Origin of the sequence: Pseudomonas sp. SAS7 (assembly GCF_052112345.1) — a bacterium.
Lineage (GTDB): Bacteria > Pseudomonadota > Gammaproteobacteria > Pseudomonadales > Pseudomonadaceae > Aquipseudomonas > Aquipseudomonas putida_Q.
The window spans coordinates 26928-48400 of the sequence record NZ_JBEGGO010000013.1 but is presented as its reverse complement, the minus strand read 5'-3'; the positions used below and the strand labels follow the sequence as shown (position 1 = coordinate 48400).

Here is a 21473-nt window from a genome sequence, read left to right as displayed (position 1 = left end):
CAGCGCTGACTGATGGCGACAACTAAAGATCCAGGCACTGCATGGGTATGCCCAAGGCTGTCGCAATCTTTTCGCGAGTGGCCTTGCGCGGGCGCTCTACGGTTTCTTGTTGGGCATACGCTGACTGCGAGATACCAAGCCGCTGGGCAACTTCAGCCTGAGTCAGGTCCAGATGCCTGCGCCAGGCAGCAATGGCGGTCATGCCGTCCTTCACCATATAGCCAACGACATCGTTGGGCACCAGGTCCGGTTGCGGGCGGCTGGCGATGTAATCGGCATATGGCAACACGACGAAGGCAGGACGACCGTCGGCACCGTTGATGATTTGTACGTTAGTAGGTGTGCTCATCGCGCTTCTTGACCTCCTCGATGTTGACAATTTTCACGCTGCCGTCCCAGTCGAACAGGATCCGGTAGTTACCAACTCTAAGCCGGTAACCATAATTGTGATTGGCCAGCGCCTTGACGCTTTGAACGTGTGGCATGCGCGCCAACGCCTGAGCAGCATCGTATACCTTTGGCTGATCAACCTTGTCGATTTTCCTGAGTTGCTTCACGGCTTTGCGTGACCAGTTGATGGTGTTCATATCCACGCCAGTCTTATAAGTAAACTATAAGAATCGAATAAGTTAAAGAGAAGACTTCGTTAGCGTAGACGAGGTTGACGAACGGAGCTCCCCGGTTCAAGCGGGACCATTGCCCCGCTGTGTTTCCAGGTTTTACCGGGCAAGCCTTGCCCGGTTGGCTTGCATAGCGCAGCGTTCGTCGTATTTCTGCTGGTCAAGCGACCTTGCGCTCGCTAGAATTGCGCACTTTTTGATCAGAGGCGCTAAAAAGCGCCCGTCAAGATCGCCCGCGATTCCGGCCGGGCGACCTGCATTCAATACCGAGGTTAGTCATGTCCACCACGCCCGCCACCCCCAAGGTAGGTTTCGTAAGCCTGGGTTGCCCAAAAGCCCTGGTCGATTCCGAGCGCATCCTTACCCAGCTGCGCATGGAAGGCTATGAAGTCGTGCCCACCTACGAGGACGCCGACGTGGTGGTGGTCAACACCTGCGGCTTCATCGACAGCGCCAAGGCCGAGTCGCTGGAAGTGATCGGCGAAGCGATCAAGGAAAACGGCAAGGTCATCGTCACCGGCTGCATGGGTGTCGAGGAAGGCAGCATCCGTGACGTGCACCCCAGCGTGCTGTCGGTCACCGGCCCACAGCAGTACGAGCAGGTGGTCAACGCCGTGCACGAAGTGGTACCGCCGCGCCAGGACCACAACCCACTGATCGACCTGGTGCCGCCACAGGGCATCAAGCTCACCCCGCGCCACTATGCGTACCTGAAGATTTCCGAAGGCTGCAACCACAGCTGCAGCTTCTGCATCATCCCGTCGATGCGCGGCAAGCTGGTCAGCCGCCCGGTGGGTGAAGTGCTGAGCGAGGCCGAGCGCCTGGTCAAGGCCGGGGTCAAGGAGATCCTGGTGATTTCCCAGGACACCAGCGCCTACGGCGTCGACGTCAAGTACAAGACCGATTTCTGGAACGGCCGCCCGGTCAAGACCCGCATGCTCGAACTGTGCGAGGCCCTGAGCAGCCTGGGTGCCTGGGTGCGCCTGCACTACGTGTACCCGTACCCGAACGTCGACGACGTGATCCCGCTGATGGCCGCCGGCAAGATCCTGCCGTACCTGGACATCCCGTTCCAGCACGCCAGCCCGAAAGTGCTCAAGTCGATGAAGCGCCCTGCCTTCGAAGACCGCACCCTGGCGCGCATCAAGAACTGGCGCGAACAGTGCCCTGAGCTGGTAATCCGCTCCACCTTCATTGTCGGCTTCCCGGGCGAGACCGAGGAAGACTTCCAGTACCTGCTGGACTGGCTGACCGAAGCCCAGCTCGACCGCGTGGGCTGCTTCCAGTACTCGCCTGTAGAAGGCGCCCCGGCCAACGACCTGGGCCTGGAAGAAGTGCCGGACGACATCAAGCAAGCGCGCTGGGACCGCTTCATGGCCCACCAGCAGGCCATCAGCACCGCCCGCCTGCAACTGCGCATCGGCAAGGAAATCGAAGTACTCATCGACGAAGTCGAGGAACAAGGTTCGGTTGGCCGCAGCTTCTTCGATGCCCCGGAAATCGACGGCAGCGTGTTCATCGATGGCGACCATGGCTTCAAGCCAGGCGACAAAGTGCGTTGCCGTGTAGTGGATGCCGACGAATACGACATGTGGGCAGAGCCTATCTAAAACGGCTGAAACCTGAAAAGCCCCTGCTCTGGCATTCCCCGCAAGGAATGACCGGCGCAGGGGCTTTTTTCGTCAGAACGTGTGAAACAGCATCAGCCCACCCTCTGCATCCGGGCTGGCATCAGAGAAGCCTTTGACCGCATAGAGCTGGACTTTCCATTGCTGGTTGAGCTTGTGGGTCAGGAACAGTGTGAGTTCCTTGATCTGCGAACCGGTGGAGACCACTTTCTGCCGCCAGTCGTAGGAGGCGCCCGCGGAAGTACCTGCAGCCACAGGCAGGGCGAAGCCAAGGCTGATAAATACCGGGTCGTCAAAATCGCTGTCGGGCGGGTCGCCGAACTTCTTCCAGCCCAATGTCGCGAAGCCGGTGACCCGGCCAAAGCCCTTGGTGAGGTCGACCTGGGCGGTGTAGTCGTATTCACCGGTGCCAAGGCACTGGTCTTCATCGGCTGTGGGGAATTTGGCCTTGCCGATCAGGTCGAGCATCAGGCCGCCGTCACTGCCATCCAGCAGGGCATACCCGGCGCTGGCGACCGTGTCACCCAGCCCGCTTTCCACATCCCGGCAACCTCCGGGCAAGGGATCGCCATTGGGGCCTACTTCCGGGTTGGTGATGCGCAACCAGGGCACGGTGACCTTGTAGGTCATGGGGCCGGTTTCATATTTGCCGACCACGGGGACGTACCAGATTTCCGAAGTGGTACCCGTGCCATAGTCGCCACTTGAATAGTCCATGCCGATGGCGGTGCTGAAGGTATCGGCCACGGTCGACGCACTGGTGCATGACAGCAGGCAGGCAAAAAGAGGGAGCGCGGGTCTCATCTGCACCTCAGTACCCCTTCGGAAAGTGTGGTCGGACTTCCCCAGCCTAGTTGCCTAACGCCCGGATCGCTCCGGATGCTCTACTTTTTCCACGGTCTCTACCTTTTCAGGCTTTTCTACTTTCTCTACCTTTTCGACTTTTTCGACTTTTTCGACCTTCTCAACTTTTTCTACTTTCTCGACCTTTTCAGGCTTCTCAACCTTCTCAACCTTCTCAACCTTCTCAACCTTCTCAACCTTCTCAACTTTTTCTACTTTCTCGACCTTTTCAGGCTTTTCGACCTTCTCAACCTTCTCAACTTTTTCTACCTTCTCAACCTTCTGCACTTTCTCGACTTCAACCTTCTCTACCCGATCACCCTTGCCACTGTTGCTGCTCTCGGGCTGCTCCACGGTTTCGACATGCTCTGACTTGCCAGACTTGTCCACGCTTTCAGACCTGCCGTGACCACTGGCGTCTTCAACGGTACTGCGCCCACTGCGATCATCACTGCTTTCGCTGCGAACGCTGGTCATCTCGCTTGTTCCATGGCCGCTGTTGTCGGAGCCGCCTGAGTCACTGCTGCCGTGCTCGCCGCCATGCCCCGAATGGCCTCGGTCCGGGTTGTCAGCACGGTCATCCTGGAATTCCACACGGGTGGCCCGTAACTCGTGAGTACCACTGAGCACGCCGCTCACCCGAACGCGTTGATCGAGCGCCAACACTGCAGGCTGCCTGCCGACAACCACAGTGCCGTGCCCCAGCGTCACATCAATGCCCGCGACCACCAGTTGCCGTGCCTGCACGCGCTGCACCAGCCCTTCGACCACCGCGTGCTGGACACGGCCAGCAAAGGGCAGGCTCGGGTCTGGGCGGGTTTGTGCCACTTCCAGCTGGCGCCCGGTCCACTGGCCACGCACCAGCACTTCCCGCGCGGGGGCTACGCGGGTGCCCAGCGTCAACCCTTGCAGGCTGCCTGGGCGGTCGATTGCACCAATGGCACTGGCCTCTCTGAGGCCCGGCGCCCGCTCGATACGGGTTGCCACCACTTCGCCGGTGGCATCGCGCAGGCCACTGACCCGGACCGGCTCGCCCGCACGCAGCCCTTCAGCCACCCGCGCGCCTGCGGCAAGCCGTACAGGCTGGCCCATCACCCGCAGGGGGGCCGAAGCATTGGGGAGCGCCGTCAGCGGCCCTTCGTAGACGTTGAGGATCGAGATACGCCCTGCCTGGAGACCGCGCTGGGTGGCAATTGCCTCCACCGCTACAACCTGCCCGATCGCCAGGTGAGCACTGCTGGCGGGTGCACCGTTTTCACTCACCGGCACGTCTTTGCCATAGTGCACTTCCATGCCATTGACACAGATCGAAGCGAACCCGGTGATGGTGCCGACGATGCCGGTACCGCCTACCCCACCGTTACCGTGATCAAAGTAAGTGCCGTCCACACCTTCGGCCACCGCGCCAGTACCGCCGGTGCCGCCAGGGCGTTGCGGGAGGGGCGCGCCAGTGCCGCCGACACCACCGTTTTCACTGCGTGCACCGGTACCGCCTGTCCCTCCCGGAAACTGCAGGCCTGTGGCCCCGGCCATGCCCACTTCGTCACGGCTGACACAAACCGGTGCTGCAACCACCTCGGCAGGCGCCGCCAGGTTCAACCCCAGGACCAGGGCAAAGGCAACGGCACGGAGGCAGCGCGTGAGGGGGGTCATGGGCCTGGCGTCTTGGACAATTCGGGGTCTGCAGCTTCAGTGTAGAAATAAAGCCCGACAGTGATGCGCTGACGTTGCTCCGCGCCGGGCTCATCAACGCTTTCCAGCTCTGCTGCGAGCCGGCTGAAGGCCAGCAGCGTCTGCATGCCATCTTTGGCAACCACTTCACGCACGTGCTCGACGCTGGCCGGGCTCAAAGCATCGTAGTGCACACTGCGTTCGAAGAACGGCAGGCCCTGGCCACTGAGGTTGTGCACCGCTGCGCAGGCATGATCATGCAGGTTGTGACCGAAGTACGCGGCTTTTTCATCGAAACCTTTCTGCGGCACGAACGCCTGGGCTTGCAGGTGCACACGATCCTGCTCATCAAGCCGGACGATGCCAAGGCGCAACCACTCATCCAGCACCACTCGCCCGCGGATATCAGTGCTGACCGTGGCCACCAGGGCGTCGAATGAGCACTCGCCACCCACACTTGCCAAACGCGGTAGTGCCAGTGCCTGGCCAGGTGCCGAGCAGAACGGCGGGCGGGTGGTCCATGCATTGACCAACTGTGCGCCCAGGGTGATGTTCGCCGGCAAGGCCTCGAGTGCCATGCCACCTTCGCTGCGCAGCCGCCGGACATCCTTGCGATGCACACCCGTGAGCAGGCTGATGCGACTGTCGGTGGCCGGGGCGCCGTCCAGGCGAAACTCGCGATCGGCCACGTCGACGAACACATCCTTGAGCAGGTCGGCGAACATCGTGTAGGACACCCCCTTGCGCAACATCAAGCGCACCAGCGGGCGCATTACACGCCGCAGTGCGCTTAACATCGAGGGGGGTAAGGTTGGGCTGATCAACGCCTGTCAGCTCCTGCTGTTGTCATCACCCGGTTCGCCACCCACATGGTTGCCGTGATCGTCACCAGGTTCACCACCAACGTGATTGCCGTGATCATCGCCAGGCTCGCCGCCGACATGATTACCATGATCATCCCCGGGCTCACCGCCAACATGGTTGCCATGATCGTCACCGGGCTCACCACCCACGTGATTGCCATGATCGTCACCCGCTTCAGCATGGTTGCCGCTGCGCCCAGCATTTGAATCACCGGCGTGGCCCAGGCCGGAGTTGCCATGGCCGCTGCCACTGTTGCCGGCATGGCCGCCGCCGTCACCGCCACTGCCGTGGCCACCACCGCCGCCACTTCCACCACCGCTTCCGCTGCCGCCACCGTGGCCGCCACCACCTCCGCCGCTTCCGCCGCCACCACCGTGGCCACCACCACCTCCGCCGCCGCCACCGTGGCCACCGCCGCCGCCGCCTCCTCCGCCGCCGCCGTGGCCACCACCACCACCACCGCCATCTTTGGCGTAGGCGCTGGAGCCATGAGAAATCGAGTCAGGGATCAAAACAATGGACGTCGACAGCACGCCAGCCACGGCAACCGCCAGTAAAGCCTTCTTGAACAGCAGGTGGATTTGCATAGTCCGTCTCCAGGTCGTCGCCACGAGAACGCCAAATCAGCAGAAATCTTGTTTTTCAGTGCTTTCTTTGTGTGGGATTTTTACCCACGCTTAACTAATAGACCCCTGCGCCCCACGCTTCAAGCGCCGCGCGGACAAGCCGACCGGTGGTTGGCCTGCTATGTTTTCCTGATCGCCATGGAGGACCACCGGCATGCCATCGCTATTGACGCTGCAAACCCCGCACTTGCGCGACTACGGCGAACTTGTGCAGGTGTGGGAGGACTCGGTACGTGCCACTCACGACTTCCTGCCAGAGGGCTACATTGTTTTACTGCGCGAACAGGTACTGCGCCGCTACCTCGACGCAGTGATGCTGATCTGCTGCAAGGACCGGCAACGGATCTGTGGCTTTGCCGGGGTCGCCAACGGGCGCGTGGACATGCTGTTTGTTGCACCGGACTACCGTGGCAAAGGGGTGGGCAAGCGCCTGCTGCACTATGCGATCGACGAGCTGAACGCCGAGCGCCTGGACGTCAACGAGCAAAACCCTCAGGCCTTGGGCTTTTACCTGCATGAAGGCTTCGAGGTAATCGGCCGTTCGGAAACCGACGGCCTGGGCCAGCCCTACCCTCTGCTGCACATGCGCCTTGGCAAAATGGCGTAAATGACACAGATTCCCAGCCCCTCTGCCGCTCAGGCAGGTACAATGTTGGCCTTTCCCTGCCTTTGCGAATTGCCGTCATGTCCGAACCCGTCCGCCTGTCCAAACGCCTTATCGAGCAACTTGGCTGCTCTCGCCGCGATGCCGAGCTCTATATCGAAGGTGGCTGGGTCACGGTCGACGGCGTGGTGGTCGAGCAGCCGCAGTTCAAGGTCGAACACCAGAACGTCGCGCTGCTCCCGGGTGCCCGCGTCGAAGCACTGGAGCCGGTAACCCTGCTGCTGAACCAAGCGGCCGGCGTGGACAGCGAAAGCGCGCGTGCCAGCATGAACATGGACAACCTCAGCGAGGCGCACCGCGAAGGCGTACGCGCCCTGCATGGGCACTTTAACCGCCAGGCCTGCGTGGCACCGCTCGAGCGCGGCGCCAGCGGCCTGCAGGTATTCACCCAGGACTGGCGGGTAAGTCGCAAGATCGAGGCCGACCTGCGTCGCCTGGAGCAGGAGTTCATTGTCGAAGTGCGCGGCGAGACTACCCCCCAGGCGCTGGAACGCCTGGCGCGCGGTGCCACGCGCAATGACCGCGAGCTGCCCAAGGCCAAGGCCAGCTGGCAGAACGAGACCCACCTGCGTATGGTCGTGAAAAACCCCCAGCCTGGGCAGATCGCCGAGCTGTGCGCGTACCTGCGCCTGGAACTGGTCAGCATGCGCCGCATTCGCCTGGGTGGCGTGTCGATGGGCAAGCTGCCCCTAGGCCAATGGCGCTACATGGCTACTACCGAACGTTTCTAAGCAACACGCCACGCACAAGCGTGGCACCTGAACAGGATTCAGCAGCAATGAACCACAACGACGTCCTGCGCAGCCTGCGCTACATGCTCAACGTGAACGACGCCAAGATGGCCGAGATCATCGGCCTTTCCGGCCTCGAAGTGCACCCCCAGGTCCTGGCCACCTACCTGAAGAAGGAAGAAGAGGCAGGCTTCGTACGTTGCCCTGATCGGGTGATGGCGCACTTTCTTGATGGCCTGGTGATCCACCGCCGCGGCAAGGACGACAGCCGCCCGCCGCAGCCGATCGAGCTGCCAGTGACCAACAACCTCATCCTCAAGAAGCTGCGGGTGGCCTTCGAACTCAACGAAGACGACCGGCACGCGATCCTCAAGTCGGTCGGCTTCCCGGTCAGCAAGCCTGAACTCAGCGCGCTGTTCCGCAAGGCCGGCCATGAAAACTATCGCCCCTGCGGCGACCAGTTGCTGCGCAACTTCCTCAAAGGCCTGACCCAGCGCGTGCGCGGCTGAGTGACCATGCAGCATACGGTTGCACCCGTCGGCATTGTCCGCTCCTGCTTCAAGGAAAAATTCGCCATCCCGCGCCAGCCCCAACTGGCGCCTGCGGCGCGGGGCGTGCTCGAACTGCTGCCGCCGTTCGACCAGGGTGATGCGGTCGAAGGCCTGGAGCAGGTCAGCCATGTCTGGCTGCTGTTCCTGTTTCACCAGGCCCTCGAGGACAAGCCGCGTCTGAAAGTGCGGCCACCGCGTCTGGGCGGCAACAAGAGCATGGGGGTGTTCGCCACCCGTGCCACCCACCGGCCAAACGGCATCGGCCAGTCGGTGGTACGCCTGGAGAGTGTGGAGCCCGGGCGCCTGTTGCTGTCCGGGATCGACCTGCTCGATGGCACGCCGGTGCTGGACATCAAGCCTTATGTGCCATATGCCGACAGCATTGCAGACGCCAGCAACCAGATGGCCAGCGCCGCGCCCGGCGCGATTGCAGTGCAGTGGGGCGAAAACGCCTTGCCCCAAGCCCGCGAGCACGCACTGCGCCTGGCTGAACCGCTGGTAGAACTGATCGAACAATGCCTGGCGCAAGACCCGCGACCGGCCTACCAGGTACCACCGGCCGAGCGGGTGTACGGGGTGAAGTTCTGGGATGTGCAGGTGAGGTGGCATTACCCTCAGCCGGAGGTGATCCGGGTGTTGGAGGTGGTGCTGGCCTGACTGCGCACCGACGCGAACAGCGCACATGAAAAAGGCGACCCGAAGGTCGCCTTTCTCGTTCTACAGCCGCGCGATCAGCGAGCCGGGCCTTCGGCCACGCCCAGGTCATCGGTCGGACGGGTATCGACCAGCGGTGCACCACCAGAGGCGAGCTCCGAGGCCAGCTTGTCGTTGTCCATTTCCTTGACCCACTTGGCCACGACCACGGTGGCAACGGCGTTGCCCACCAGGTTGGTCAGTGCGCGGGCTTCGGACATGAAGCGGTCGATGCCGAGGATCAGCGCCAGGCCGGCAACCGGCAGGTGGCCAACAGCCGACAGGGTGGCGGCCAGCACGATGAAGCCCGAACCGGTCACGCCGGCAGCACCTTTGGAAGCCACCAGCAGCACCAGCAGCAGGGTGATCTGATGGGTGATGTCCATGGTGGTGTCGGTGGCCTGGGCGATGAACACCGCAGCCATGGTCAGGTAGATCGAGGTGCCGTCCAGGTTGAACGAGTAACCGGTCGGGATGACCAGGCCAACGACCGACTTCTTCGCGCCCAGGCGCTCCATCTTGGCCAGCATGCGTGGCAGGGCCGATTCCGAGGAGGAAGTACCCAGCACGATCAGCAGCTCTTCACGGATGTAGCGGATCAGCTTGAGCACGCTAAAGCCGTGGGCGCGGCAGATACCGCCCAGCACCACCAGCACGAACAGCAGGCAGGTGATGTAGAAGCACGCCATCAGGTAGCCCAGTTGCACCAGCGAACCAACGCCGTACTGGCCGATGGTGAAGGCCATGGCGCCGAAAGCACCGATCGGGGCCAGCTTCATGATCATGTTGATGATGTTGAACATGACATGGGCGAAGCGGTCGATCATGTCCAGCAACGGCTTGCCGTAGCTGCCCAGGCGGTGCAGGGCAAAGCCGAACAGCACGGAGAACATCAGCACCTGCAGGATGTCGCCGTTGGCGAAGGCACCCACCACGGTGTTGGGGATGACGTTGAGCAGGAAGCCGACGGTGGACTGCTGTGCGCCGGCGGCGGCGTAGGCGGCCACGCTGCTGGCGTTCAGGGTGCTGACGTCGATGTGCATGCCAGCGCCCGGCTTGACCACGTTGACGACGACGAGGCCGATGATCAGGGCGATGGTGGAGACGATTTCAAAGTACAGCAGCGCGTAGCCGCCAGTCTTGCCGACCGACTTCATGCTCTGCATGCCGGCGATGCCGCTGACCACGGTGCAGAAGATGATCGGGGCAATGACCATCTTGATCAGTTTGACGAAGCCGTCACCCAAGGGTTTAAGGGCGACGCCCGTTTCCGGGTAGTAGTGGCCGAGCAGGATGCCGATGGTGATGGCAACGATCACCTGGACATACAGGGATTTGTACAGCGGCTGACGTGTCGTCATGGCTCATTTTCCTCAAGTGTGCCGGTTCACCCTTCCCAGGGTGGTGGGGCACCTGAATCGCTAACCCTCCTGCACTTGGAGGGATTTGTCGTTGTGTTCGAGCTGCCTGGGCAGGCCTCTGCGAAGATCAATAGCAAGGGTGGTGCCAAAATGCCCATGAAGGGTGCAAGGGCCGTATTTGCCAGGGATAAATGCCCAACGACAGGGCGATTTGCCTGAGGAAGGCTGGCGGATTTCCGCCCGGTGGCGGGTTTTGTACAGGGGGGATGGCGGGAATCCGCCCATCGCGATTTGCCTGAACTGGCCTCTTCGCGGGTAAACCCGCTCCCACAGGTACTGCACAGGGTCTGAAAGCGGTGCGGACCCTGTGGGAGCGGGTTTACCCGCGAAGAGGCCGGCAACGCCAGTAAATCAATCGAGGTGGAAGGTGATCCTGAACGCAGCCCCGCCCAAGGGCGAATCCCCCAGGCTCAGCTCGGCGTCATAGCTGTCGACAATATCCTTGACCACTGCCAGCCCGATCCCCTGCCCCGGGTGCTGGCTGTCCAGCCGCTCACCGCGCTCCAGGATGCGCTCACGCTGATCGGCCGGCACCCCAGGCCCATCGTCTTCGATACACAAGGTCAACTGGCCGGGCCCCTGCTCAAGGCTCACCCGCACCTCGCCCAGGCTCAGGCGGTAGGCGTTTTCCAGCAGGTTGCCGAGCATTTCCAGCAAGGCGCCCTGCTCCATCGGCACCTGTGCCGCATCGGGCATTTCCAGCGCCACGCTCACCTGCTTGTCCCGGTATACCTTGGCCAAGGTGCTGCACAGGCTGTCGAGCAACGGCCGCAGCCTCACGCTGTGGCGCACCAGGCCGCTCTTGCGCAGGCTGGCGCGTTGCAGCTGATAGTCGATCTGCTGGCTCATGCGCTCGATCTGGCTTTGCAGCACCCGCGCCTGCTCGCGCTCACCGCTGCGCTGCTGCAGGCTTTCGCCCACGCCTTGCAACACCGCCAGCGGCGTCTTCAGGCTGTGCGCCAGGTCGTCCAGCGAGTCGCGGTAGCGCGTACGCTGCTCACGCTCACTGCGCAACAGGCGGTTGAGCGAACGGGTGAGGCGCAGCAGCTCGCGCGGGTGCTCGCCGCTCAGGCCATCGCGCGCGCCCGACTCCACTTCATCCAGCTCGTGGCTAAGCCGGCGCAACGAGCGCAGGCCCCAGGTCAGGCCAGCCCATAGCAGCACCATCAGCGCCAGCAAAGCAGCACCGAAGCCCAGGTAGAGCTTCTCGCGCAGGCCATTTAGGGTGGCCTTGTACTCGCTCACCGGCTGCAGGGCAACAATGCTGTAGGCAGCGCTCTGGCCCCCCAGCAGCTTGATCTCGACGTCGTATACGAAGAACTCTTCGCCATCGGCCTGGTGAATGCGAGCGAATTCGTTGCCGCGCCCGTCATAGCGCGGGCGATAGTTGATGTGCCGGTCGGCGGTGGCCCGTGACTGCCAGACCAGGTTGCCGTCGCGGTCAAAGATATAACCGAGCAGGCCCGTGTAGGGCAGGTTATAGCGCTCGTCCGGTAGCAGTGTCGGCATCTGTAGCCCGCCATGCTCGATACGCGCGGCGGAAATCAGCGTGGTCACATCCGACGCCAGGCGCTGCTCGATGGACTCCTGCAAGGCCAGGCTGAAGGCCTTCTGCAAGGCCGGCAGCAGCGCCAGCATGAACAGCAGTGCCAGTACCGCTGCGGCGAGCATCAGGCGTACCCGCAGCGAGCGGATCATCGGCAGCGCTCGGTGAACAGATAGCCCAGGCCGCGCACGGTGTCGATGGGTTTGAAGCCGTGCTCGCCCTCTAGCTTGCGGCGCAGGCGGCCGACCAGTACTTCGATGACATTGGGGTCGCGCTCCTCGTCCCCCGGGTACAGCTGCTCCATCAGGCGATCCTTGGCCACCACCTGCTGATGATGGCGCATGAGGTATTCCAGAATGCGGTATTCGTAGGCAGTCAGCGCCAGGGGCTGTTCGTCGAGGGTGGCCTGCTTGCGGTTGAGGTCGAGTACCAAGGGGCCTGCGGCGATGGTCGATTGGGTGAAGCCGCTGGAGCGGCGCAACAGGGCATTCAGCCGCGCTTCCAGCTCTTCGAACTGGAACGGTTTGACCAGATAGTCGTCGGCACCGGCGGCCAGGCCCTCGACCTTGTCCTGCCAGTTGCCGCGGGCGGTGAGGATGAGAATGGGGAAGGTCTTGTCCTGGCTGCGCAAGCGCGTGATCAGCTCCAGGCCACTGATACCGGGCAGGCCCAGGTCGATGATGGCCAGGTCGAAGTGGTACTGCCCGGCCTGGTAAAGCGCCTCTTCTGCATCGGCGACCGCCTCGACCACATGGCCGCTTTCGCCCAGGCGGGTGTAGAGGTGATGGCGAAGCAGGGCTTCGTCCTCGACCACCAGCAGTTTCATGTGCAGCTCCTTAATGTGTATTGCCTGTACCGGCCTCTTCGCAGCACAAGGCTGCTCCTACAGGGGGTGGTATTCCTGTAGGAGCAGCCTTGTGCTGCGAAGGGCCGGTACAGGATAACGCGGCTCGCCCGTCAGAACTTGTAGGAAGCAGCCAGGTATGTCTGCGCGCTGCTGGTCAGGCGCAGGGTGCCGTCTTTCGGCCCGCCATGCGCGCCCACTTCGGTCGCGGCATTGGTGCGCAGGTAACGGTAGCCCAGTTCCACCGAAGCCTTGTCGGTGATGTCCTGGATCACACCGGCCTGCAGGCCGTAGGCATAACCGTAGTCGGTATCCCGGCTGGCGCCTGGCGAGTCCTGGGTGAGCTTGGTCATGCCCAGGCTGCCCCCGCCGAACAGTTTGGTGGTATCGCCCACCGGCAGGAACAGGTCGTAGCTGCCGAGCAGGTTTTCCTGGCGCAACTTCAGTCCACTGTGGTCGCCCGAGACGTTGTCATAGGTCATGTAGTAACGCCCCTGGTCGTTGATCTTGCCCACACGTACACCCCAGGTGTCATCCTTGCCGATGATGCCATCGGCGTTGAGGTGGTCGGTGTTGCGCTGCAGCAGGCCCGATTTGCGAACCTTGTCGCTGGTCTGGCCGTAGGTGAGGCTGGCGAAGTTGTCGTCGGCGGCCTGGGCAGTGGTGATGCCAGCGGCACAGACGGCCATGGCGGCAAGCAGGGTGTTGAAGGATTTCATGGCTGGTTACTCCAGTTGGGTGCGCTGTTTCGGTCTGGAAGCTAGAGTAAGGAGGGCACCCTGAACCGCGACTGAACCCTGGCTGAACCCCGGCTGAACGAACTGTCTGCAAGACAAGGAGTAGTAAAGATGCGTGCCCTGCTGGCCCTGACCCTGATGTGCAGCGCCGCCCTCGCCCAGGCGGCCGTGGTGACCCGCGAGATCCCCTACCAGGACGCCGAAGGCAACCGCCTGGTCGGCTACTATGCCTACGACGATGCGCTGGACGACAAACGCCCAGGTATCGTCGTGGTGCATGAATGGTGGGGCCTGAACGACTATGCCAAGCGTCGTGCACGGGACCTCGCGGCCCTGGGCTACAAAGCGCTGGCCATCGACATGTACGGCGATGGCAAGCACACCGAGCATCCACAGGACGCCCAGGCATTCATGGCCGAAGCGATGAAGGACCCGGCCGCAGCAGCAGCACGCTTCGACGCGGGCCTGGAGCTGTTGAAAAAGCAGCCGAACGTCAACAAGCACCAACTGGGTGCTGTGGGCTACTGCTTTGGCGGCAAGGTGGTGCTTGATGCCGCACGTAGGGGCGAGAAGCTGGACGGCGTGGTGAGCTTCCATGGCGCGCTGGCCACCCAGACGCCGGCCAAGCCTGGCGTAGTGCGGGCGGACATCCTGGTTGAACATGGCGCTGCGGACAGCATGGTCACCCAGCAGCAGGTGGACGCGTTCAAGGCAGAAATGGATGCGGCCAAGGTCAACTACCAGTTCGTCAGTATTGACGGTGCCAAGCATGGGTTTACCAACCCCGATGCTGACCGGCTGAGCCATGGCGAACATGGGGGGCCGGACATTGGCTATAACAAGGCCGCGGACGAGAGCTCCTGGGCGGATATGCAGGCGTTCTTCAAGAAGGTGTTCAAATAAGGATTGTCGGGGGCCGCTTTGCGGCCCATCGCCGGCAAGCCAGCTCCCACAAGCACTGCGCAAACCTCAAGCGCTGCGCAACACCTGTGGGAGCTGGCTTGCCGGCGATGGGCTGCAACGCAGCCCCAGCAATCCCACCTCCCACACCGCCGCTGCGGCTGGCACAATAGCCCCCATGAACATTCTCCCCGCCTGCTGCGCCCCACTCCAGCACCACTGGCCCCTGCCCCGCCCGCTGCCCGGGGCGGTGCTGTTCAGTTGCGCCTTCGACCCTGCCCGCCTGGCACCCGACGACTTCCAGCGCGCCGGCGTCGTGCCCAGCGCCAGCCTGCAGCGCTCGGTGGCCAAGCGCCAGGCTGAGTACCTGGCCGGTCGCGTATGCGCGCGCGCCGCGCTGCAGCGCCTGGACGGTCGCGACTACGTGCCCGGCACCCATGAGGACCGCTCGCCAATCTGGCCGGCGGGCATCCACGGCTCGATCACCCACGGCAAAGGCTGGGCCGCCGCCGTAGTCGCTGCCGAGGGCAGTTGCCAGGGCCTGGGCCTGGATCAGGAAGCCTTGCTGGATGACGAACGCGCCGAACGGTTGATGGCCGAAATCCTCACCTCGCCCGAGCTCGAACGCCTGGACCGCCGTCAACTCGGCCTGACGGTCACCCTGACCTTCTCGCTGAAGGAAAGCCTGTTCAAGACCCTCTACCCGCTAACCCGCCAGCGCTTCTACTTCGAGCACGCCGAAGTACTCGACTGGTCCGCCGAAGGCCTGGCCCATCTGCGCCTGCTCACTGATCTGTCGCCGCAGTGGCGCCATGGCACAACCTTGCAGGGCCAGTTCTGCCTGCAGGACGGCCACCTGCTCAGCCTGGTCAGCGTCTGACCTTTACTGTGGTGCTTGTTGGCGTGGCCAGTTCAGGCTGAAGCAGGCGCCACCCAACGCTTCGCTACGCCCCACCGTTGCCCGGCCCGTGTGCCAGTAAATGATTCGCCGCACGATCGACAGGCCCAGGCCGTGCCCACCCGAAGCACGGGTGCGGCTGTCATCCAGGCGGGTGAACGGGGTGAAGATGCGGTCCCAGAAGCCCTCGGGGATCCCCGGCCCGTCATCTTCGACATCAATGCGGCACCGCTGCTGCCCCAACTGGTAACTCACGCGCACCTCAGACCCGGCATGGCGCATGGCGTTGCCGACAAGGTTCTGCAGCGCCCGGTGCAAGTAACGCGGCTCGGCCTCGACCCAGGCGCCTTCGGCATCCGCGCCCTGGCAGTCGCCGCGCACGACCCGCACCTCGGCACGCAACGGTGCCAGCTCTTCGATCACCCGCGCGAGCAAGGCATCCAGGTCGACCCGCTGGAACTTCAGGGCCGGCGCGCCTTGCTCCAGGCGGGCGTAGGTCAGCATTTCGTCGACCAGCTTGTCGAGGTCCTGGATATCCCCGTCCATGCCGGCCAGGTGCTTGGCCCGCGCCTGTTCGGTGGTGGCAGTTTCGATCATCTCCAGGCCAAAGCGCAGGCGTGCAACCGGCGTGCGCAACTCATGGGACACCGCCCGCACCAGCTCGCGTTGCATGGTCAGCGAGCGCTGAAGGTGCTCGGCCATGCCGTTGAAGGCGGCGGCCAGGCGCCCTACCGAGTCGGCGTCACCGGCGGGCACGCGGGTGTCCAGGCTGCCCTGGGCGATGCGTGTGGCGGCAATCTCCAGACCCGACACCCGGCGCTCCAGCTGGCGCACCAGCAGGTAGACCACCAGGCCGATCAGGCACAGGCCGAGGAAAGCAATCAGGATCAGCAACTGCGGCGGATACGGGTTGAGCTGGTACAACGGGCCGATTTCCAGCACCCAGGGCGAGCCTGCCAGCCCGGCAAACACACGGATCGAGTCGCCATCCTTGCCCAGCGCCATGACTGTGTCGCCCTCCTCGACCCGGCGCCGCTGGTCATCATCCAGGCTGACCCGCTCGATGCGCTGCAGGGCGACGCCAAAACCGAAGCCCTTTTCCTGCTTGATCTGTTCCAGCCGCTGCTGCTGCTCGGTGATCGGGTAGCGCACCAGTTCATCGGCCAGCAGATACAGGGTGGCCCGCGCCAGTTGCTCGCTTATCTGTTTGATCTGCGCCACCAGCATCAGGTCTTCCTGGCCGACCTTGCGCAGCACTTGCGCCGCATGCGGGCCAGTCTTCTCGACCACCACCAGGCCGCGATACAGGCGCGCCCGCTGGCCGCCGTCGAGGCTGCGCCCAGTCATCGGTTGCAGCGCCAGCGGCACACCGAGCAATCGCTCCCAGATCAGCAGCGAGCGTTTGCGTTCAGTTGCATTCTGCTGTGCCAAGTTGTCAGCCATCAGGCTGAAGGTACCCTGGGCCAAGCCCTCCCGGTGCTGGGCGGCGCGCACTTCATTGACCAGGTGCAGGCTGAGCACGCCGAGCAGGGCCACCAGCACCAGCACCGCCAGCATGCCGCCGTAGATGCGCAGAAAGATCGAGTTGTTCATGGCGTTTCGCCGACAAACAGGTAGCCCTTGCTGCGCAGGGTCTTGATCAGCCGTGGCTGAAGCGGGTCATCGCCGATCTTGGGGCGGATCTTCGAGATGCGTATGTCGATGGAACGGTCCTGGCCGTCGTAGCCGACGCCACGCAGCGCGGTGAAGATCTGTTCACGGGTCAGTACCCGGCCGGCGTTGCTGGCCAGCAGCCAGAGCAGGTCGAACTCGGCACCGGTCAGCTCGATCAGCTGGTCGCCCAGGCGCGCCTCGCGCAGACGGTTGTCGATACGCAGTGCGCCAAACGCCAGCTCCTGGCGCTTGCTGTCCACGGCTTCGCTGCGCCGCAGCAGGGCCTGGATACGCGCCAGCAGCAGGCGTGGACGTACCGGTTTGCAGACATAGTCGTCGGCGCCAAGGTCCAGGCCCTGGACCTGGTCGAGTTCGTCGCTGCGTGCGGTGAGCATGAGGATCGGCCCCGGGTACTGGCTGCGTACCCGGCGGCAGATGCTCAGGCCGTCCTCGCCGGGCAGCATGAGGTCGAGAATAACCAGATCGGGCTGGCTTTCGACGATGCGCCGGGCGGCGCGGGCGCCATCGCCCTCCACCGCGACCTCGAAGCCGTTGGCCTGCAGGTACTCGGCGGTGAGCTCGGCCAGGCGCTGGTCGTCTTCGACGATGAGGATGCGGGGTACGGGGTGGTCCATGGCCTCTGCCTTTGCTTGTTGTTTTTTATTAGCTGTCCCGGCCTCTTCGCAGCACAAGGCTGCTCCTACAGGATACGGCGCTCTTCTGTAGGAGCAGCCTTGTGCTGCGAAGGGGCCGGTACAGGGAACATAACCCTTTAACCAAAAGGCAACATCCCCCCTGGATACTCAGTAGCACCTCCGGCGCTGCCAACCCGCCCGCCGCCCCTCGACTGAACCGTTTTTTGTGATACGGTTCGCGCCCGAAAAAAACTGCCCGGGGGCAGCAAGGCGCAGAAAAATACTGCAAACCACTTGGCACAAGGCCTACAGCGAATACCCACCATTCACTCACAAAGTACGCACACGTTATCCACAGGCGCTCGCCTTGCAAAGCCCCCAATACCGCATTATCTTGTATCCCGAACGCAGCGAACCACTACATATAGGGGTTCGTGCAAAATCACACACAAAAGTCAACCCGCAAAATCAAGCGATTTTCCGAGCTGAACTTCAGGTGATTTCAGCAGCCAAACCGCTCCTGCGGAGGCGACCGAGGCAAGCCCTTTCAGGGCGTTGTTCGGGTATGAGTGTTGCAGGCAACGCCTGGCACTCATCAGCACCGGTTTTTGGGATTTACCCAGAACCTTTGACTTCGGCCAGGGAGCGGCAAGCTATTGCCCCTTATTCCTGAGTCTGTCCCGAAGTCGGTACACCCGTGCGGGCGGATGCGCATGCATTGCGCATCCCCCGCCGGGTCATCGAGCAAGTGGACGGAACGGTGGGCGCCCAAAAGGCGCCTGAACAATATAGAAACTGTGGAGACACCCACCCATGCAAACCGACACAACTCGCGAGAACCCGCAGGCCAAGGTGCCGCAGGCCGCCGATTCCAACCAGGATCTGGCCGCCACCGCCCCTGGCCAACTGCGCGTGATCAAGCGTAACGGTACTGTCGTCCCCTACACCGACGACAAGATCACCGTTGCCATCACCAAGGCGTTCCTTGCAGTTGAAGGCGGCACCGCCGCCGCCTCGTCGCGCATCCACGACACCGTCGCGCGCCTGACCGAACAGGTTACCGCCACGTTCAAACGTCGCATGCCATCGGGTGGCACCATCCACATCGAAGAAATCCAGGACCAGGTAGAACTGGCCCTGATGCGCGCCGGAGAGCAGAAAGTTGCCCGCGACTACGTGATCTACCGCGACCAGCGCGCCAAGGAGCGTGCCACCCGCGCCAACACCGACGCCGTGGTCGAGCCGCACCCAAGCATCCGCATCACCCTGGCTGACGGCAGCCTGGCGCCGCTCGACATGGCCCGCCTGAACACCATCATCAGCGAAGCCTGCGAAGGCCTGGCTGAAGTCGATGGCGACCTGATCCAGCGCGAAACCCTGAAGAACCTGTACGACGGCGTAGCCATCAAGGACGTCAACACCGCCCTGGTGATGACCGCCCGTACCCTGGTCGAGCGCGAGCCGAACTACTCGTTCGTGACCGCCCGCCTGCTGATGGACACCCTGCGTGCCGAAGGCCTGGGCTTCCTCAACGTTGCCGACAGCGCCACCCACCACGAGATGGCTGACCTGTACGCCAAGGCCCTGCCGGCCTACATCGCCAAAGGTATCGAGTTCGAGCTGCTGAACCCGGCCCTGGCCGACTTCGACCTGGAAAAACTGGGCAAGGCGATCAACCACGAGCGCGACCAGCAGTTCACCTACCTGGGCCTGCAAACCCTGTACGACCGTTACTTCATCCACAAGGATGGCGTGCGCTTCGAGCTGCCTCAGGTGTTCTTCATGCGTGTGGCCATGGGCCTGGCGCTGGAAGAGAAAGACAAGGAAGCCCGTGCGATCGAGTTCTACAACCTGTTGTCGTCGTTCGACTACATGGCCTCGACCCCGACCCTGTTCAACGCCGGTACCCTGCGCCCGCAGCTGTCCAGCTGCTACCTGACCACCGTGCCGGACGACCTGTCGGGCATCTACCACGCGATCCACGACAACGCCATGCTGTCGAAATTCGCCGGTGGCCTGGGCAATGACTGGACCCCTGTGCGTGCACTGGGCTCCTACATCAAGGGCACCAACGGTAAATCCCAGGGCGTCGTGCCGTTCCTGAAAGTGGTCAACGACACCGCCGTTGCCGTCAACCAGGGTGGCAAGCGCAAAGGCGCTGTGTGTGCCTACCTGGAAACCTGGCACCTGGACATCGAAGAGTTCATCGAGCTGCGCAAGAACACCGGTGATGACCGTCGTCGTACCCACGACATGAACACCGCCAACTGGATCCCTGACCTGTTCATGAAGCGCGTCTTCGATGACGGCAAGTGGACCCTGTTCTCGCCGTCGGAAGTGCCAGACCTGCACGACCTGACCGGCAAGGCCTTCGAAGAGCGCTACGAGTACTACGAAGCCCTGACCGAGTACAACAAGATCAAGGTGTTCAAGACCATCCAGGCCAAAGACCTGTGGCGCAAGATGCTGTCGATGCTGTTCGAGACCGGCCACCCGTGGCTGACCTTCAAAGACCCGTGCAACCTGCGTTCGCCGCAGCAGCACGTGGGCGTGGTCCACAGCTCGAACCTGTGCACCGAGATCACCTTGAACACCAACAAGGACGAGATCGCGGTCTGCAACCTGGGCTCGATCAACCTGCCGAACCACATCGTCGATGGCAAGCTGGATACCGTCAAGCTGCAACGCACCGTGAACACCGCCGTGCGCATGCTCGACAACGTGATCGACATCAACTACTACTCGGTGCCGCAGGCGCGTAACTCGAACCTCAAGCACCGCCCGGTCGGCCTGGGCATCATGGGCTTCCAGGACGCACTGTACCTGCAGCACATCGCCTACGGTTCCGACGCTGCCGTCGAGTTCGCCGACAAGTCGATGGAAGCGGTCAGCTACTACGCGATCCAGGCGTCCTGCGACCTGGCCGACGAGCGTGGCGCGTACGAGACCTTCCAGGGTTCGCTGTGGTCCAAAGGCATCCTGCCGCTGGATTCGCAACAGATCCTGATCGAGGCCCGTGGCCAGAAGTACATCGACGTCGACCTGAACGAGACCCTGGACTGGGCGCCGGTGCGTGCTCGCGTACAAAAAGGTATTCGTAACTCGAACATCATGGCCATCGCGCCAACCGCGACCATCGCCAACATCACCGGCGTGTCGCAGTCGATCGAGCCGACCTACCAGAACCTGTACGTGAAATCGAACCTGTCGGGCGAGTTCACCGTGATCAACCCGTACCTGGTCCGTGACCTGAAGGCCCGCGGCCTGTGGGACTCGGTCATGATCAACGACCTGAAGTACTACGACGGTTCGGTGCAGCAGATCGAGCGTATCCCGCAAGAGCTGAAAGACCTGTACGCCACCGCGTTCGAAGTCGAGACCAAGTGGATTGTCGACGCAGCTTCCCGTCGCCAGAAGTGGATCGACCAGGCTCAATCGCTGAACCTGTACATCGCCGGCGCCTCGGGCAAGAAGCTGGACGTGACCTACCGCATGGCCTGGTACCGTGGCCTGAAAACCACCTACTACCTCCGTGCCCTGGCCGCGACCAGCACCGAGAAGTCGACCATCAACACCGGCAAGCTCAACGCCGTTTCCAGCGGTGGCGACAGCGCCCCGGTCCAGGCAGCCGGCCCAGCGCCAGTGCCAAAGGCCTGCGCGATCGACGAGCCTGACTGCGAAGCCTGCCAGTAAGGCCTGAATGCCGCGCGGGGTGCCTACGGGTGCCCCGCGCGGCATTTTTGTATCCGTGCCCCAGAGAAACCTTGCCCTTTGCCCACCGCTACTGCGGCTCGGTAAAAGAGCAGGACCTCTCAAAACAGGACGCAAGCCCATGGCGCGGAAAAAAGTGGCAACTCGCAAGATTGGTCGCAATGCTGAAACCGGCCGTTTTACCTCGGTAGAAGTCGCACGCAAACACCCCAAGACGCATATCGTCGAAACGCTACG

Annotated in this window: 20 protein-coding genes; 8 read left to right on the top strand and 12 right to left on the bottom strand. The window is 62.8% G+C overall.

From position 1 onward, the window contains the following. Positions 1–22: 22 nt before the first annotated feature. Together ABI582_RS20310 and ABI582_RS20305 are read right to left on the bottom strand one after the other, a co-directional pair. Positions 23–349 carry a helix-turn-helix domain-containing protein gene (locus ABI582_RS20310; protein WP_258653741.1) on the bottom strand — a complete coding sequence of 109 codons (327 nt, stop codon included), beginning with the start codon at positions 347–349 and terminating at the stop codon, positions 23–25. Continuing rightward, on the bottom strand, positions 333–587 hold the full coding sequence (locus ABI582_RS20305; protein ID WP_258912041.1) for a type II toxin-antitoxin system RelE family toxin: 255 nt from the start codon (positions 585–587) through the stop codon (positions 333–335). The genes ABI582_RS20310 and ABI582_RS20305 overlap by 17 nt, the downstream gene beginning before the upstream one ends. A gap of 311 nt (positions 588–898) precedes the next feature. Here ABI582_RS20305 and rimO point away from each other — a divergent pair, with 311 nt between their 5' ends. Continuing rightward, complete coding sequence (gene rimO / locus ABI582_RS20300; protein ID WP_059394723.1) at positions 899–2230, top strand: 30S ribosomal protein S12 methylthiotransferase RimO; 1332 nt, start codon at positions 899–901, stop codon at positions 2228–2230. 72 nt (positions 2231–2302) lie between these two features. Here the strand turns inward: rimO and ABI582_RS20295 are convergent, their stop codons facing one another. Genes ABI582_RS20295 through ABI582_RS20280 form a run of 4 tightly spaced genes read right to left on the bottom strand, consistent with a single transcriptional unit; the run spans position 2303 to position 6213 of the window. Continuing rightward, positions 2303–3052: a hypothetical protein gene (locus tag ABI582_RS20295; RefSeq protein WP_442120107.1), complete on the bottom strand. Its 750-nt coding sequence runs from the start codon at positions 3050–3052 to the stop codon at positions 2303–2305. A gap of 54 nt (positions 3053–3106) precedes the next feature. Further along, positions 3107–4744, bottom strand: coding sequence for a DUF5666 domain-containing protein (locus ABI582_RS20290; RefSeq protein ID WP_442120106.1), 1638 nt, complete (start codon positions 4742–4744; stop codon positions 3107–3109). Further along, positions 4741–5535 (bottom strand): DUF6502 family protein, encoded by a 795-nt coding sequence (locus tag ABI582_RS20285; protein ID WP_442120105.1) that lies wholly within the window; start codon positions 5533–5535, stop codon positions 4741–4743. The genes ABI582_RS20290 and ABI582_RS20285 overlap by 4 nt, the downstream gene beginning before the upstream one ends. A gap of 57 nt (positions 5536–5592) precedes the next feature. Then, complete coding sequence (locus ABI582_RS20280; RefSeq protein WP_442120104.1) at positions 5593–6213, bottom strand: hypothetical protein; 621 nt, start codon at positions 6211–6213, stop codon at positions 5593–5595. Between the two features lie 193 nt (positions 6214–6406). Between ABI582_RS20280 and ABI582_RS20275 the strand changes: the two genes are divergently transcribed. From ABI582_RS20275 to tsaA, 4 genes are all read left to right on the top strand, one after another. Continuing rightward, positions 6407–6859: a GNAT family N-acetyltransferase gene (locus tag ABI582_RS20275; protein WP_338744946.1), complete on the top strand. Its 453-nt coding sequence runs from the start codon at positions 6407–6409 to the stop codon at positions 6857–6859. A 77-nt stretch (positions 6860–6936) separates the two neighbouring features. Next, positions 6937–7647, top strand: coding sequence for an rRNA pseudouridine synthase (locus ABI582_RS20270; RefSeq protein ID WP_442120103.1), 711 nt, complete (start codon positions 6937–6939; stop codon positions 7645–7647). Between the two features lie 47 nt (positions 7648–7694). Next, the gene (locus ABI582_RS20265) at positions 7695–8156 is read left to right on the top strand and encodes a DUF1456 family protein (protein ID WP_442120102.1); all 462 of its coding nucleotides are present in this window, start codon (positions 7695–7697) and stop codon (positions 8154–8156) included. A gap of 6 nt (positions 8157–8162) precedes the next feature. After that, positions 8163–8855: a tRNA (N6-threonylcarbamoyladenosine(37)-N6)-methyltransferase TrmO gene (tsaA, locus tag ABI582_RS20260; protein WP_442120101.1), complete on the top strand. Its 693-nt coding sequence runs from the start codon at positions 8163–8165 to the stop codon at positions 8853–8855. A gap of 74 nt (positions 8856–8929) precedes the next feature. Here the strand turns inward: tsaA and ABI582_RS20255 are convergent, their stop codons facing one another. The 4 genes from ABI582_RS20255 to ABI582_RS20240 form a co-directional block, all read right to left on the bottom strand. After that, the gene (locus tag ABI582_RS20255) at positions 8930–10252 is read right to left on the bottom strand and encodes a dicarboxylate/amino acid:cation symporter (protein WP_338744950.1); all 1323 of its coding nucleotides are present in this window, start codon (positions 10250–10252) and stop codon (positions 8930–8932) included. Positions 10253–10663: 411 nt separating this feature from the next. Next, on the bottom strand, positions 10664–12010 hold the full coding sequence (locus ABI582_RS20250; protein ID WP_442120100.1) for an ATP-binding protein: 1347 nt from the start codon (positions 12008–12010) through the stop codon (positions 10664–10666). Further along, entirely contained in the window at positions 12007–12684 is a 678-nt protein-coding gene (locus ABI582_RS20245) for a response regulator (RefSeq protein WP_025340281.1), read from the bottom strand. Before ABI582_RS20245 ends, ABI582_RS20250 begins: the two co-directional genes overlap by 4 nt. A 131-nt stretch (positions 12685–12815) precedes the next feature. Then, positions 12816–13421, bottom strand: a complete 606-nt coding sequence (locus ABI582_RS20240; protein WP_338744952.1) for an outer membrane beta-barrel protein — start codon at positions 13419–13421, stop codon at positions 12816–12818. A gap of 129 nt (positions 13422–13550) precedes the next feature. Between ABI582_RS20240 and ABI582_RS20235 the strand changes: the two genes are divergently transcribed. Together ABI582_RS20235 and ABI582_RS20230 are read left to right on the top strand one after the other, a co-directional pair. After that, complete coding sequence (locus ABI582_RS20235) at positions 13551–14342, top strand: dienelactone hydrolase family protein (RefSeq protein WP_338744953.1); 792 nt, start codon at positions 13551–13553, stop codon at positions 14340–14342. A gap of 175 nt (positions 14343–14517) precedes the next feature. Beyond that, positions 14518–15219, top strand: a complete 702-nt coding sequence (locus tag ABI582_RS20230; protein WP_442120099.1) for a 4'-phosphopantetheinyl transferase family protein — start codon at positions 14518–14520, stop codon at positions 15217–15219. Between the two features lie 3 nt (positions 15220–15222). On the opposite strand, the gene ABI582_RS20225 is transcribed toward ABI582_RS20230, so the two are convergent. Together ABI582_RS20225 and ABI582_RS20220 are read right to left on the bottom strand one after the other, a co-directional pair. Further along, positions 15223–16830: an ATP-binding protein gene (locus ABI582_RS20225; RefSeq protein WP_442120098.1), complete on the bottom strand. Its 1608-nt coding sequence runs from the start codon at positions 16828–16830 to the stop codon at positions 15223–15225. Next, the gene (locus tag ABI582_RS20220; protein ID WP_442120097.1) at positions 16827–17525 is read right to left on the bottom strand and encodes a response regulator; all 699 of its coding nucleotides are present in this window, start codon (positions 17523–17525) and stop codon (positions 16827–16829) included. The genes ABI582_RS20225 and ABI582_RS20220 overlap by 4 nt, the downstream gene beginning before the upstream one ends. 813 nt (positions 17526–18338) lie before the next feature. Between ABI582_RS20220 and ABI582_RS20215 the strand changes: the two genes are divergently transcribed. Continuing rightward, positions 18339–21218 carry a ribonucleoside-diphosphate reductase subunit alpha gene (locus ABI582_RS20215; RefSeq protein WP_174371742.1) on the top strand — a complete coding sequence of 960 codons (2880 nt, stop codon included), beginning with the start codon at positions 18339–18341 and terminating at the stop codon, positions 21216–21218. Positions 21219–21473 lie beyond the last annotated feature (255 nt).